11 protein-coding genes, 1 other RNA gene and 1 pseudogene are annotated in these 13,718 nt (G+C 29.5%); 7 read left to right on the top strand and 6 right to left on the bottom strand.

Annotated elements, in window-relative coordinates; all coding sequences use genetic code 11:
- Nucleotides 1-330 (bottom strand): annotated as a pseudogene (locus CAMP5118_RS06855) (hypothetical protein); the annotation flags it as partial.
- Between the two features lie 545 nt (nucleotides 331-875).
- On the opposite strand from CAMP5118_RS06855, the gene CAMP5118_RS06850 reads away from it, so the two are divergent.
- On the top strand, nucleotides 876-2,504 hold the full coding sequence (locus tag CAMP5118_RS06850) for a multidrug ABC transporter permease/ATP-binding protein (RefSeq protein ID WP_337216933.1): 1,629 nt from the start codon (nucleotides 876-878) through the stop codon (nucleotides 2,502-2,504).
- Between the two features lie 22 nt (nucleotides 2,505-2,526).
- On the opposite strand, the gene cgb is transcribed toward CAMP5118_RS06850, so the two are convergent.
- Nucleotides 2,527-2,955 carry a single-domain globin Cgb gene (gene cgb / locus CAMP5118_RS06845; protein WP_263679551.1) on the bottom strand — a complete coding sequence of 143 codons (429 nt, stop codon included), beginning with the start codon at nucleotides 2,953-2,955 and terminating at the stop codon, nucleotides 2,527-2,529.
- 190 nt (nucleotides 2,956-3,145) lie between these two features.
- Between cgb and CAMP5118_RS06840 the strand changes: the two genes are divergently transcribed.
- The 5 genes from CAMP5118_RS06840 (at nucleotide 3,146) to CAMP5118_RS06820 (ending at nucleotide 8,789) form a co-directional block, all read left to right on the top strand.
- Entirely contained in the window at nucleotides 3,146-4,150 is a 1,005-nt protein-coding gene (locus CAMP5118_RS06840) for an extracellular solute-binding protein (RefSeq protein WP_220517292.1), read from the top strand.
- A 17-nt stretch (nucleotides 4,151-4,167) separates the two neighbouring features.
- Nucleotides 4,168-5,751, top strand: a complete 1,584-nt coding sequence (locus CAMP5118_RS06835) for an ABC transporter permease (protein ID WP_263679552.1) — start codon at nucleotides 4,168-4,170, stop codon at nucleotides 5,749-5,751.
- Nucleotides 5,751-6,731, top strand: coding sequence for an ABC transporter ATP-binding protein (locus CAMP5118_RS06830; protein ID WP_263679553.1), 981 nt, complete (start codon nucleotides 5,751-5,753; stop codon nucleotides 6,729-6,731). The genes CAMP5118_RS06835 and CAMP5118_RS06830 overlap by 1 nt, the downstream gene beginning before the upstream one ends.
- Before the next feature lie 62 nt (nucleotides 6,732-6,793).
- Nucleotides 6,794-7,402 (top strand): protein adenylyltransferase Fic, encoded by a 609-nt coding sequence (gene fic / locus CAMP5118_RS06825; RefSeq protein ID WP_337216932.1) that lies wholly within the window; start codon nucleotides 6,794-6,796, stop codon nucleotides 7,400-7,402.
- Nucleotides 7,403-7,565: 163 nt separating this feature from the next.
- The gene (locus CAMP5118_RS06820) at nucleotides 7,566-8,789 is read left to right on the top strand and encodes an HD domain-containing protein (RefSeq protein WP_337216931.1); all 1,224 of its coding nucleotides are present in this window, start codon (nucleotides 7,566-7,568) and stop codon (nucleotides 8,787-8,789) included.
- A 3-nt stretch (nucleotides 8,790-8,792) separates the two neighbouring features.
- On the opposite strand, the gene ffs is transcribed toward CAMP5118_RS06820, so the two are convergent.
- Nucleotides 8,793-8,890, bottom strand: an RNA gene (gene ffs / locus CAMP5118_RS06815) — signal recognition particle sRNA small type.
- 52 nt (nucleotides 8,891-8,942) lie between these two features.
- On the opposite strand from ffs, the gene CAMP5118_RS06810 reads away from it, so the two are divergent.
- Nucleotides 8,943-9,386 (top strand): hypothetical protein, encoded by a 444-nt coding sequence (locus CAMP5118_RS06810; protein ID WP_337216930.1) that lies wholly within the window; start codon nucleotides 8,943-8,945, stop codon nucleotides 9,384-9,386.
- 10 nt (nucleotides 9,387-9,396) lie between these two features.
- Here the strand turns inward: CAMP5118_RS06810 and CAMP5118_RS06805 are convergent, their stop codons facing one another.
- Genes CAMP5118_RS06805 through fliK form a run of 3 tightly spaced genes read right to left on the bottom strand, consistent with a single transcriptional unit; the run spans nucleotide 9,397 to nucleotide 13,718 of the window.
- Nucleotides 9,397-11,022, bottom strand: coding sequence for a flagellar hook protein FlgE (locus CAMP5118_RS06805; protein WP_263679557.1), 1,626 nt, complete (start codon nucleotides 11,020-11,022; stop codon nucleotides 9,397-9,399).
- Between the two features lie 4 nt (nucleotides 11,023-11,026).
- Complete coding sequence (locus tag CAMP5118_RS08105; RefSeq protein WP_412175003.1) at nucleotides 11,027-12,034, bottom strand: flagellar hook capping FlgD N-terminal domain-containing protein; 1,008 nt, start codon at nucleotides 12,032-12,034, stop codon at nucleotides 11,027-11,029.
- A 52-nt stretch (nucleotides 12,035-12,086) separates the two neighbouring features.
- On the bottom strand, nucleotides 12,087-13,718 hold the full coding sequence (gene fliK / locus CAMP5118_RS06790; protein WP_337216929.1) for a flagellar hook-length control protein FliK: 1,632 nt from the start codon (nucleotides 13,716-13,718) through the stop codon (nucleotides 12,087-12,089).

The raw sequence follows: 13,718 nt of genomic DNA, 5'->3' as shown, positions 1-13,718 counted from the left end.
GCCTGTAGCTTTAGGATTAATTACTTCTTTATCAGTAGGTTTTAAATAATATACTGAAGATAGTTCTCCTGCTTTTAATACTAAGGTATTATTATTAGCTTTTGCATTGAAAGTATAAGCAGAAACTAAAAAAGGTATATAGCTGATTTGATTTAGGGTAGTATTAGCTGAGTTAGAACTATGAAAGCCATTAACTACAAAAATATCTTCTTTAATACTTGGAGTGAGTATGTCTTGTTTAAAATATAAATCATTCATTTTAGAATGAGTTTTATCTTTAGGATTATCATAGATTAAAGTGATATTTGAAAGGTTTTTATTAGTAGCCATTTGGCCATAGAAGTTTTTACCACTTAAGAGTTTATAAGTATCAAGATTATAATCATAGACATCATTGTTCTCATAATGGTGTTTTTTAATTATATAAGCATTAGAAGTTTTATCATAATTTGCCTGAGTGGCAGCTTCTAAAGAACTTAGGGAAAAAATAGTAAATAAAGAAAGTTTTAAAAGATTAGAGTTTTTATAGTTTTTTAAAGAGTTTAAAGTGTTTGAGTTAAAACGAAAATTATCGTTCCCCCCCCCCCGTGAGGTGATTTTTGGATAAATTTATATTCATTGAAAAAGTCCTTTCAAAAAATAGTTAATGTGTTTGATGGTTTTATTGCTTGTTTTTAGTGAGTTAGTAATGATAATTACTAACAATTTATTAATATATTCGGAATGTTAATACTATGTTTATAAATTTAAGCTTAAAAATAATTTAAGATAAAAAATATCTTAAATTTGTAAATACCATAAAATAGGCTTGTGATATAAAAAATAATTTTTAAAAATTGTTATAATTTTATAATTATTATTTAAAAGGTATTATTGTGAATTTTTTATGGATTTTATTTCAAGAAAATAAACTCAAAATCATTCTTTTTTTACTTTTTAGTATTTTTACGAGTATATTAGGTGTGCTAACTTTAGTTTTCATCAATGAGTTTTTATTAAAAATTAGTCTTGAAAACTCAAATATCATTGTGTATTTTGTGCTTTTATTGCTTGTGTTTTTTGCGAGTTCTTCTTTTGTAGAAATTGCTCTAAGCTCGTTTGGACAAAGTTTTATTTTTAAAATGCAAAGAAGGGTTGTAAAGCAAATTTTAGATACAAGTGTTTTGAGTATTTTAAACACCACCAAGGCAAAGATTTTGGCTTCTTTAAATAATGATGTGCGTAGTATTTCTTTTGGGCTTTTAAGGCTTCCTGAATTTGTACAATCAAGTGTTTTGATTATTTGTGTAAGTGCTTATATAGCTTATCTTTCTTTAGAAATTTTCTTTTTGTGTTTAGCGTGGATAGTGTGTGTTTTTTTGGTGGATAATTTTTTGATGAGCAAGGTGTATTTTTATTTTAAAGATGCTAGAGAAAATGATGATGCTTTACAAAAAAATTATCAAAATATTTTACAAGGACATAAAGAATTAACCTTAAATCCTTTAAGAGCAAAGTATTATTATGAAAATGAGTTTGAAAAAAATGCTTTGAAAAAGAAAAAAAGCTCTACTATGGGAAATATCTTGCATATTTTATCTAACAATTGGAGCAATAGTGCTATGCTAGCTTTAGTAGGAGTAGAGTTTTATATAGCTTTAAATTATGAGCTTGCTAGTTTGCAAAGTGCTACAACTATAGCTTTGAGTATGCTTTTTTTAAGAGCGCCACTTGGAGCTATGATAGGAAGTTTTCCTACGCTTATGATGGCAAAAATCGCTTTAGATAAAATTTTAAATTTAAATTTAGAAAATTATTCTCGTGAGTTTAAACTCAATCAAAATAAAAAAACTTGGCAAAAACTTTCTTTTAAAGATGTGTCTTTTGCATACAATGAAAAATTTGCCTTAAAGCCTGTAAATTTTGAGCTTAAAAAAGGCGAATGTGTATTTTTAATAGGTAAAAATGGTAGCGGTAAATCTACTTTTTCTATGATTTTAGCTGGACTTTTTACAGACTTTAAAGGAAATGTTTTTTTAGATAATGAGAAAATAACTTCGGAAAATATTTATGAGTATAGAAGCTTAATTAGTGCGATTTTTAGTGATTTTCATTTGTTTGAGCATGTTTTAGAAGATGAGAAATTTAGCAAAGAAGACTTAGCATATTGGCTTGAAATTTTAGAACTTAATGAAAAAGTAGAACTTGTGGGAAATACTTTTAGTACTATAAAGCTCTCAGCTGGACAAAAAAAGCGTCTTGCTATGCTTAATGCTTTGCTTGAAAAAAGGGATATTTTGATCTTAGATGAGTGGGCAGCTGATCAAGATCCTATGTTTAGAAAGTTTTTTTATACTAAACTTTTGCCACTTTTAAAACAAAAAGGCATTACTATATTTGCTATAACTCATGATGATGTATATTTTGATATGGCTGATAGAATTTTACTCGCACAAAATGGTCAAATTTGTGAATTAAAAGGCGATATAAAAGAACTAGCAAAAAATGCAGTAGAAAAATTCTAGGCTTTGAAATCAAAGCCTATGATTACTTAGTTTTTGCATAAATTTCTTTTTCAATGTCTATGTAAAATTTAGCAATAGCACCATAAGCTTCTTCCCAAGCTTTTAGTGTAGTTTCATCTGCATTTAGCACTACTTTAATAGCTTTTAAAAGACAAGCTCCAACTATAGGGTAATGCTCTTCTTTGACATTTAATTTTGTATGGGTGATAGCTACTTTATCAACAAAGCTTCTCATGTTTTCTAAATTTTCTACATTTTTTGCTGCCATTAAAATAGCCATTGCTAAAGCTTTTGGTTGCTCGCCTGAAGCTTGTTTTTCCATATTAAACATAGGTTTTACTTCAGGGTATTCTTCAAACATGATTTTATAAAATTCTTTAGTTAAAACTTCGCCATTTTTTTGTAAAATAGGCACACAATCTTTGATGATTTGAATTTGTTCTTGAGTCATTTTTTCTCCTTTGTATATTGTATTTTTGGTGATTATATAAAAATGAGAGAAAAAATATCTTGATTTATGTTAATTTTGTATCATTATTATTTTAAAATGATTATGTGTATCAATTTAAGTAAATATAAAGTGAATTATTAATATAATAATCCTTATCAATTTCAAAATTTAAATTAAGGAAATTTATAAAATGAAAGCAAAAGTAGTTTTACTATCTTTATTAGCTGCTATGAGTTTAAGCGCTCAAGAGCTTACGATTTATTCTCATCGTCATTATGATTCTGATAAAGGAATTTTCAAATTATTTCAAGAAAAAACAGGTATTAGTGTAAATGTGGTGCAAGCTAAAGCTAATGAGCTTGCTAAAAGATTAGAAGTTGAAGGTAAAAATTCAAAGGCAGATTTATTTATGACTGCTGATGCGGGAAATTTAGAACAAGTTCGCACAAATAATCTTTTTGTTTCAGTTAGCTCGCCTGAGCTAGAAAAACTTTCTCCAAAAGAGCTAAGAGGTAAAAACAACGAATGGTATGCTTTTACAACAAGAGCAAGAATCATCATCGCTTCTAAAGATAGAATTAAAGATGGAGAGATTAAAACTTATGAGGATTTAACTGATCCTAAATTTAAAGGTAAAGTTTTAGTAAGAAGTTCAAATAATGTTTATAATATTTCTTTATTAAGTGCAATGATTGATACTTTGGGTAAAGAAAAAGCAAAAGAATGGGCACAAGGTATAGCAAATAATCTTGCACGTACTCCAAAGGGTGGGGATCGTGATCAAATTCGTGCAATCTATGCAAAAGAAGGCGATGTAGCTATATCAAATAGTTATTATCTAGGACACTTGGCAAATTCAAAAAATCCTAAAGATGTTGAAGCTGCAAATTCAGTAAAAGTGATTTTTCCAAACCAAGATGGTAGAGGAACACATATTAATGTAAGTGGTATAGGTGTTTTAAAAACTTCTAAAAATAAAGAAGCTGCGGTTAAATTTATCGAGTTTATGCTTTCAAAAGAAGCACAAGAAATTTTAACAAACCAAAATTATGAGTATCCGGTAAATAAAGAAGTAAAACCTGCCAAAATTTTACAATCATGGGGTGAGTTTAAAATTGAAAAACCAAATTTTGAAGCTTACTGGGGTAATGCTAAAGAAGCTTTAATGATTTTTGATGAAGTTCAATGGAAATAATTAAGGAAAAATAAAATTTGAAATTTTTAAGTCTAAGGTGGTCTTTTGCCACCTTTTTTTTCTGTAGTTTAATCATACTGCCTATACTTGCTATCATCTTACACCTTCCTTTTATAGACATTAACACCTTAAAACATTTGAGTAAAAATGTCTTGCCACGATATATTTTTGGTAGTGCTTTTATATTGTTTGGTACTTTAGTATTGTGCTTGATTATAGGTTTAGTTAGTGCCTATTTGATAGCTTTTTATAAATTTTTTGGCTCGAAATTTTTTGAATGGTTTTTGATTTTACCTTTGGCTATACCTTCTTATGTGATGGGTTTTGTTTGGATTGATTTGTTTGAATTTCAAGGTTTAATACCTACTTTTTTAGGTGTTGATAGGCGTATAGATATCATGAATGCATATGGGGTGGTTGTGATTTTATCTTTTGCACTTTATCCTTATGTGTATTTTTTTGCTAAAAACACCTTTGCTTATGGACTTGGAAATATCATTTTAAGTGCTAAAACACTTAAGGCTTCTAATTTAAAAACATTTTTTAAAGTTATTTTGCCATTTTGCCGTGTAGGTATAGTGGGTGCTTTGCTGTTGGTGGCTATGGAGGTTTTGAGTGATTATGGCTTAGTGGCGTATTTTGGCGTAGATACTTTTAGTGCAGGAATTTTTAGAACATGGGGAAGTGGCGGTGATGAAGTGAGTGCTGTGGCTTTAAGCGTGGCTTTGCTTGTGTTTATCGCACTTTTAATGCTTTTAGAAAAAATTCAAAGAGGTAAAAAAGGCTTTAATCAAAATGTATTTTTACCTACTCCAAAAGATGAGTTAAAAGGCTTTAAGGCATTTTTAGCATTTTTATGGTGCTTTTTGGTGGCGTTTTTAGCCTTTGTCGTGCCTATTATATGGCTTGTTTATTGGGCTGGGTTTGATTTTATGCAAAATTTAAACAATGTCTTAACACCTGCATTTTATAGTCTTAGTGTGGCTTTGGTGAGTTCTTTTGCTATTGTGGGAGTGGCATTTTATTTGTGTTTTGTGGTGCGTTTAAATGATACAAAAGCTTCTAAAATCATCCTTTGGCTTACGACTTTGGGGTATTCTTTACCTGGAGCTGTGGTAGCTGTGGGAATTTTAGTGATTTTGGGTGTGTTAAATTATATTTTTGATCTTTTATCTTTTGAATATGCCATAGGTGGTGGATTTTTGGTGTTGTTTTTTGGGTATTTTGTGAGGTTTTTAGCTTCAGGGATTTTTGCAACTCAATCAGGCTATGAGCGAATTTCTAAAAATATAGACTATGCAAATTTAACCTTAAAATCAAAACCATTTAAAATTTTCACTCAAGTTCATTTTCCTTTGATGAAGCATTATTTAGCTTTAGCTGTGGTGATTATTTGTGTGGATATTTTAAAAGAATTGCCTATTTCGACTATACTTTCACCTTCAGGTTTTCAAACGCTTTCATCACTTGTATTTGCTTATAGTGAAAATGAATTAATTTATAATGTTTCTTTGCCATCTTTGATTATAGTGTTATTTGGGATTATCCCTACATTTTTAATGCATTATTTGCAAAATAAAAACAACCAAAAAGGACAATAATGGAAATCTTAAAAATTGACAATCTTTATAAATCTTTTGGAAAAACAGAAGTTTTAAAAGGAATTTCTTTGAGCTTAAGAGAAGGTGAGATTGTCAGTATTTTGGGAGAAAGTGGATGTGGTAAGAGTTCTTTGCTTGGTTGTATAGCAGGTTTTTTTGAAATCAATGATGGTAGTATTTATATAGGGGATAAACTAGTTGCTTCTAAGAGTGTATATTTAGCCCCACAAGAGCGTGATGTTGGAGTTTTGTTTCAAGACTATGCTTTGTTTCCACATTTAAATGTAGAAGAAAATATATGCTTTGGTATAAGCTCTTTAAATAAAAACGAGCAAAAACAAAGGCTTGATGAAGTTTTAGAAATTTTAAATTTAAATACACTTTTAAAGCGCTATCCAAATGAGCTAAGCGGTGGGCAAGCTCAAAGAGTAGCACTAGCAAGAACCATAGTTGCAAGGCCAAAAATCATACTTTTTGATGAACCTTTTTCAAATTTAAATCACACTTTAAGCGTTAAAATGCGCAAAGAAATCAAAAATATCTTAAAAGAGCATAAGCTTAGTGCTATTTTTGTCACACATGATAAAGACGATGCTTTTTATTTATCAGATAATATCGCTTTGATTAAGGATGGGAAAATTTTAGACTATGGAAGTGCCAAAGAGCTTTTTTATAAGCCTAAAAATATAGATAGCGCTTGCTTTTTGGGAGAAGCATTTTTTATAGATCCAAATACAATTTTAGATGAGAAATTTAAAGCATATTTGCAAAGTAAAAATGGCATTTTACGCCCTAATGATATACAAATTTCAACTTCACAAACTCCTTTAAAAGCTAGTGTTTTAGAATGCGTATTTTATGGGGATTTTTATGAGTTAAGCGTGAGTTTGGAAGAGCATATTTTTAGTATTTATCATCATAAAGAACTTAGTAAAAATGATGAAATTTATCTTAAGTTAAGTGAAACAAAAGAGTTTTAAATCATAAATTTAATAAAGTTTATATTAAATATCTTATAAAATATAAACTTTAAAGGTTTAAAATGATACTTACAAATAAACTTGGTATAAAAAATCAACTAGAATTAGCCAAAGAAGAAGAAAGAATAAGCAAACTAAAGGCAAAAGCTTTATTTGAAAGTGGTTTTTTAGATACATTAAAAGCAGGAAGTTTTGAAAGCTTAAGGGTAATTCATCAAAAATTATTTGAAGATATTTATGATTTTGCAGGAAAAATAAGAGAGGTAAATATTTCAAAAGGAAATTTTAGATTTGCTCCTGCTGTTTATTTACATGAAGCAATTAAAAAAATAGAACTCATGGAGCAATCTTGCTTTGAACAAATTGTAGAAAAATATGTAGAAATGAATGTAGCTCATCCTTTCAGAGAAGGAAATGGCAGAAGTATGAGAATTTGGCTTGATTTAATACTTAAAAAAGAGTTGAAAAAAGTGGTTGATTGGAGTTTAATTGATAAAGATGATTATATAATGGCTATGCAAAGAAGCCCTATTAAAGATGTAGAGATAAAAATTTTACTTCAAAATGCTTTGAGTGATGACATTTATAGTTTTAATATTTTTGCAAGAGGGATTGATGCAAGCTATTATTATGAAGGATATACACTCTATAAAACAAAAGAGCTTTTTTGATGATTTAAAGCTAGTTTGATAATTTTTATTAACATAAGCTTGTTAATCTCAAATTCTTCTTATTGTAAAAGATTATTTAATAATAAAACATTAAATCATAAAATAAAAATAAAATTTGCTAAAGATTATAAAATAAAGTAAAATCACAGCAAAAAGGAGATAAATGATTAGTGTAGAATTAATAGAGCATATTTTTAAAGCTGCTTCTATATCAAGGTGGAATGATTATCCTAGAATGACAAATTTAGTCGAACTTGATAAACAAGCACATAAATTTATCATTGCTTATTTCATTGCTAAAATGGAAAAAGATGTCAATATGCGTTTTATCATAGAAGCAGGAATTTTTGAGTTTTTAAGCAGGGTAGTAGTGACTGATATACGCCCTGATGTGTATCATGAGATAACGCGCGCAAAAAATGAGCAGGTAAGCGCTTGGGTGTTAAGTAAAATCGCACCGATGATTCAAGATATTGAAAATGGTGAGTTTTTAAAACGTTATGAGCTTTTTTTACAAGGTAAAGATTATGCGAAAGAAAGGCTTATTTTAAAAGCTGCGTCGTATTTTGCGACAAGGTGGGAGTTTAATATAGTTTATCAAACTAGCTCGTTTTTAAGTGATATCGATGAGATTAAGGCTAAGGTTGAAGAAGAATTAGAAGATTATTATGAATTAATCGGTGCAAGAAAAATAGCTCTTAATCAAAAAATTTCTAAAATAATCGATCTAAGTGGACGCTTGCGTTTTCAAAAAAGATGGGCACAAACTCCAAGGATTCCAGAAACTGCAGTTTTAGGGCATATGCTTGTGGTAGCTATTTTGTCTTATTTTTATTCTTTAGAAGTAAAAGCATGCGATGGTAGAATAGAAAGCAATTTTTATTGCGCTTTGTTTCATGATTTGCCTGAAAGTTTAACTAGAGATATCATCTCTCCGGTAAAATATGGCATAGATGGTTTAAATGAAATCATCAATGAGTATGAAATGAAGCTTATTAATGAGAAAATTTTACCTTTTATACCACTATCTTTTAGAGAGGAATTTAGCTATATACTTGGTATTAGAGAAGGACAAAATAAAGAAAGTGCCTTTGTAAAAAATGAATTTGAAAATCGTATTTTTAATAACAAGCCAAGTGTTTATAGTGGTAGTTTAGATGCGGTTAATGAAGATCGTTTTAAGGCTATTGATGGAAAGGCTTTGAAATATTGTGATAAATTAGCAGCTTTTATAGAAGCAGCTTTGTCAATTAGCTATGGAGTAAAGTCTAAAGAGCTTGAAAGCGGTTTTGTGGGAATATATGAATATTTTAAAACAAATCCGACTATTAATGGGATAAATTTCTTTAGAATTTGTGAGGATATTAAAGGGTATTTTAAACTTTAAAACCCTCTCCCAGATGACTGCGGCACACACTAAGTCTAAGTGCTCTGCTGTGTTCCCACCCTGAAGCGGTGCTTAAAAATAGCATTGCACAGGTCTAAGAGAAGGCAGTTGAAATAATACCTTAAAATATCTTAAAAAACATTGAGGTGAAGTATGTTGAGTATATTTGCAAACTTTTTATCTAAATTTAGAGAATTTTTTGTTCCTAGTCATCTGTCTTTAGAATTTAGAGCAAAATCTTTTGCTGCTATTATTGTGGCAAATAAGACTATAAAAGTAGAAATTTGGCAAGTTTTGGCTGATATTGCAAGTGAAGTTTATCCAGATGATAAAAGCAGACAAGCAATTTTAGTGCAAACTTCTAAAGAATATGTAGATAGAGTTTTAAAAAATGAGCTTAGTTTAGATGCTTTGCTTAAAAATATTGCTTCACTTTTAAAGAAAAATCCAAGATATGCAAAAAAGATTAATTTTCATAGACTTGAGCGTTTGATGGATAAAAATGAAGAAGAAGCTTTAGTGCAACTTAGGGTGTATGAATTTTTTGAGCAAGAAATAAAATATATTTTAGAAAAAAATTCAAAAGAACCATCATGAAAGGCTAAAATTAGCGTTTCATGTTGATTGCTTTTTGTATCATTTGATCAGCTGTTGTGATACTTTTACTACTTGAATCATAAGCTTTTTGCAAAGTGATTAAGTTTGTAAATGCTACGGATAAATCTACATTTGATTGCTCTAAATAAGAGCCTTTAAAGGTTGCTGTGCTGAAATTTCCATTATCATCAAGCAAAAAGGTTGGATTACCGCTATTTCCTGTTTGTCCATAAAGATTTTCTCCTAGCTTTTCCAAACCTTGTTCATTGGTAAAATTAAACAAAGCAAGTTTTGCCATAGCTATTTGATCACCATTAGTAAAAGTGGCGATGATAGTACCATCTGTGTTGATAGAATAATTATTTAAAAACCCTTCACCTTTGCCATCTGTTTGTGTGTGTACTGAAGGCTGTTTATTTTTTAAAGCATGAAGTCCATCATAACCCGAATTTGGTATATTTGGATCATAATAAGAACCAAGGTTTATATTGACTTTTGTTCCGTTATTATCAACTGAGTTTAGAGTGCTAGATACCAAAGCTCCAGCTTCATTAAAGGTGATTAAACCTTCGGTAGTTCCGCCTATTTTATTGCCATCATTATCATATACTTGAGCAACGGCTTTGTACTCTAAATCTGTGCCATTTTGCGGTAAAACTCTATCTAATTTAACCTTAACCCAACTAGTAGAACCATCAGGATTAATTAATTTTGCAGAAAGTTCTGTGCTATCAGCTACTTCTTTTTCTACACTTAAATGAGATGATTCTAACTTAGCTGTTTCTAAATCTACTTTATCTAGTTTTTGATTGTCAATACTAAAAGCCAAATTCTCATCTAAAGTAGCTTGTAATGTTTGACTAGCACCTTTTTCATCAGTAATTTTAAAATATATAGTATCACCAGGCTTTAAACCAAAAATTTGCTCATCTTTTACACTACCTGCAATTTTTACACTACCATCTTCATTTTTACTAAATTCAAATTTAGAAGCATCTACATCTACATTCACTGCTTCTGTTTTGGTGCTTGTGTCTAAATTTCCACTCCAAGTGATATTTTGTGTTGGTTGAGGCGGTAAATAAAGATTTTTAGGCACAGAAATAGGCCCTTGGGTATTAACTCCACCTATTTGGAAATTTTCTCCAGGTGTTCCACTCCAAGCTGTGGTAACTTTTTGTCCCATAGCTTGACCAAACATATTAGAAACCCTATCGCTTAGCTGAATTTCTTTTAATGATGGATTCATAGTTCCAAGCACATAATTACCATTTGAATCTACTAAAAATCCATTTGCATCAGGTTTAAAAGCACCATTTCTAGTATAATAAACTCCATTGGCATTACTTACACCAAAAAAGCCCTTTCCAGCAATAGCCACATCAAATTCGTTATCAGTAGAAACTAGTGGCCCTTGTTCAAAAACATCATTTGTAGCTCCTGCTACACTACCATAACCAGTTTGACCTTTGTTGTATGATTGGGTTGTAACGGTGCTGTAAAATACATCTTTGAATGCTACATCAGAGTATTTAAAACCAACTGTATTGACATTGCTTATATTGTGAGCAGTATTGTCTATACCATAACTTTGGGATTTTACTCCATTTACTCCATTGTAAAATGCTGTAAACATGATTTTATCCTGTAATTTCTTTAATGTCTTCCCATTTAACCCAGCTACCGCCCATACCAACTAGAGCTTCGCCATCTTCAAATCTTACACCAGTGATAGGATAAGCACCATAAGTTGAGTTAACTGTTGTTCCATCTTCACCTATATAATTTGCTCTTACATAGTATTTACCAGATGGCACAGGATTTCCACTATCATCTGTTCTATCCCAAACAATTTGTTTCATACCTGCGGTCATATCTTTAACTTTCATTGTTCTTACAGGATCACCTGCTTCGTTATAAATAGTAAATGTTACAGGTTCGCTATCTGATTTATAAGCTGAATCAATCTTAGCTGTTTTGATATCAACGCTTGGAGTATGTCCTATGATTTTAAAGGTTTGATCCTCACCAACTACTGCTTTAACAGTTTCTTCTTGGCCTTTATCATCAACTAATTTTACATATACAGTTTCCCCAGGCCCTGCTATTTCTTTATCTACCTTACCTGTAATGTCTAGCTTATCTTCACCATTTTTCTTAAGTTCAAAACCTTCAGTGTCAATATCAGTCTTTTTACCTTTTTGTGGTTCTTTTGGTAAATACATATTAATTTGAAATTGTATATCATCATCTGCTACCACAAGATAATCATCTTTAACTGTTGCAAGTTTTCCAACCGCAGCTAATGCACTCATACCGGTACTTGCTGCAATAGAGTTTTGTAGTTTTGCCATCGCATCAACTAGTTGAGTCATGGTTTTATTGGTGTTATCTTGCATTTCAAGTGCTGAAAGTTGTGCTGTTTGAGTAAGCATTTTTTCAGTATCCATAGGATCGGTTGGATCTTGGTGTTGAAGTTCTATCAAAAGAAGCTTTAAAAATGCATCCTTGTCAAGTTCTGCTCCAGGGTTATAAATCAACCCACTATCGCCTTCTCCAGCTCTAGCATTTCCTTTTGCATTTGGCATATCTTTAGTATTAAGTGTTGCTAAAGGACCTTGAAGAGTTTGTGTATTTATATTTGACATAAAAATCCTTTTTTATATATATTTTTAAAGCTTAAAGCAAAAAATATTCCATTTAAAAATATTTTGCTAAAACCATTTCTAAGCTTGGTTTTTCTTGAATTTCTTTTTCGAAATTCACCTTATCTTCTTTATTATTGTTATTTTTTTGTTTTTGTTGATTATTTTGTTCTTTTCTTTCTTGATTATTAAAATTCATTTCTAAATTTGTAAAGCCCATGTTTACAAGAGCATTTTTAAACTCAGATTGATGTTGTATGAAAAGATTTAAGGTATTTTGATTAGAATTAAAGCTGATGTTTAGGTTAGATCCTCTTTGGACTAAAGTTACTTCTACTTCCCCGAGATTGTGCGGGTTTAAAGTTATGCTAAAGCGAGTTATAGGTGCTTTATAACTTTCTAGTTTGTCTTTAAATTCTTGGGCAAAATCATTGAAAGTTTCTTTCATAGGAATATTTTGATTTTTCACAAAATTATTGGAAACTCTATTCATTTCTTTCACGTAAGAATTTAAATTTTCTTCATTATGATCACTATCATCTTTTGTAAGTTCTTTGGTGGTTTTGAAAATATCGTTAAAAACATCTGTATTTTTAGTATTTTTTTCTGTTTTTAATTGTTTTTCTTGAGTATTTAATAAATTCTCTAAATTAATTTTTAAATCTTGATTTTGTAAATTTTGAGTATTTTTTGTATTTGTTAATTCAGCTTTTAAGTCCTTTGAATTTTCTAAAACAGAACTTATTTTTTTAATAAAACTATCTTCACTGGTAGTTAATTTTTCATTTTTTAATATTTCTTTAAAATCTATTTTTTCTTTATCTTTAATTTCTTTTTTTAAGTTTGAATTTTGAGTTAGATTAATGAGTTCAATATCATTTAATTTATCATTTTTATTAATATTTTTTATATTTTTTGTTTCTTTGTTATCTTGAATTTTTTCTATAAATTTTTCTTTGAAATCTATATTTTGAATATTTTCTTTTACTTTTACATCTTTTTTTGGAAGCTCTATGTTTTTTAAAGCAGAAGAAAGTAAAGAAACACCTTCGTTTTCTTTGCTTTTTATATTTTTATTTGTATTTGGTTCTTCTTTTAAAAGTTTGGTGATTTTTTGATTGATTAAATCTTGAAAAACATTAGTATTGTTTTGTTTTGCATTTTCAAAAAAACCTTTTTTATCAAGATTTGGAAAAGCTTCTTTTAAATCTTTGATTTGTTCAAATTTTATATTTTTTATATTTAATCCAAGTTCTTTTGATATATTAAAAAGCTCATTGATATTTTTTATATTTTTTAACTTGTGCAGGTTTTTTTCAAGAGCTAAAATAGCAGTATTATCTTGGACAAGTTTGTTTAATTTTATATCCTTGCTATCACTTTGTAAAACTTCTAGTAAAGAAAGAATTTGCATAAAATTTGCACCTTCAAAAAGCTTTAAAGCATCCTTTTCGTCTAATTGAACTTTATCGTCAATGGTTTCTTTTAAGCTTTCGTTTTTATTTTCTTTTTGTGGTGCTTTAAAGTCTTTTGGTAAACTTCCATCTTTTTCATCTATAGCTTGCAATAGTGAATTTAAAAATTTTTCTCCATCACTATTTGAATTAGCACTTTCTTTGCTAGGATTTTCATTTTGTGGAGCGATGCTTAGTAAGTTTAAAGCATCGCTAGCTTGGATATTTGACAT

It is taken from the genome of Campylobacter sp. LMG 7929, from assembly GCF_024723595.1.
Classification (GTDB): domain Bacteria; phylum Campylobacterota; class Campylobacteria; order Campylobacterales; family Campylobacteraceae; genus Campylobacter_D.
The sequence above is the reverse complement of the archived record's forward strand: the minus strand, read 5'-3'. Positions and strand labels throughout refer to the sequence as shown.

What these genes read in the sequence shown, in the direction of transcription:
- CAMP5118_RS06805 (WP_263679557.1), bottom strand. Translation starts at nt 11,022, where the DNA reads ATGTTTACAGCATTTTACAATGGAGTAAATGGAGTAAAATCCCAAAGT.
- CAMP5118_RS06840 (WP_220517292.1), top strand. Translation starts at nt 3,146, where the DNA reads ATGAAAGCAAAAGTAGTTTTACTATCTTTATTAGCTGCTATGAGTTTA.
- fliK (WP_337216929.1), bottom strand. Translation starts at nt 13,718, where the DNA reads ATGTCAAATATCCAAGCTAGCGATGCTTTAAACTTACTAAGCATCGCT.
- CAMP5118_RS06810 (WP_337216930.1), top strand. Translation starts at nt 8,943, where the DNA reads ATGTTGAGTATATTTGCAAACTTTTTATCTAAATTTAGAGAATTTTTT.
- CAMP5118_RS08105 (WP_412175003.1), bottom strand. Translation starts at nt 12,034, where the DNA reads ATGTCAAATATAAATACACAAACTCTTCAAGGTCCTTTAGCAACACTT.
- CAMP5118_RS06830 (WP_263679553.1), top strand. Translation starts at nt 5,751, where the DNA reads ATGGAAATCTTAAAAATTGACAATCTTTATAAATCTTTTGGAAAAACA.
- fic (WP_337216932.1), top strand. Translation starts at nt 6,794, where the DNA reads ATGATACTTACAAATAAACTTGGTATAAAAAATCAACTAGAATTAGCC.
- cgb (WP_263679551.1), bottom strand. Translation starts at nt 2,955, where the DNA reads ATGACTCAAGAACAAATTCAAATCATCAAAGATTGTGTGCCTATTTTA.
- CAMP5118_RS06820 (WP_337216931.1), top strand. Translation starts at nt 7,566, where the DNA reads ATGATTAGTGTAGAATTAATAGAGCATATTTTTAAAGCTGCTTCTATA.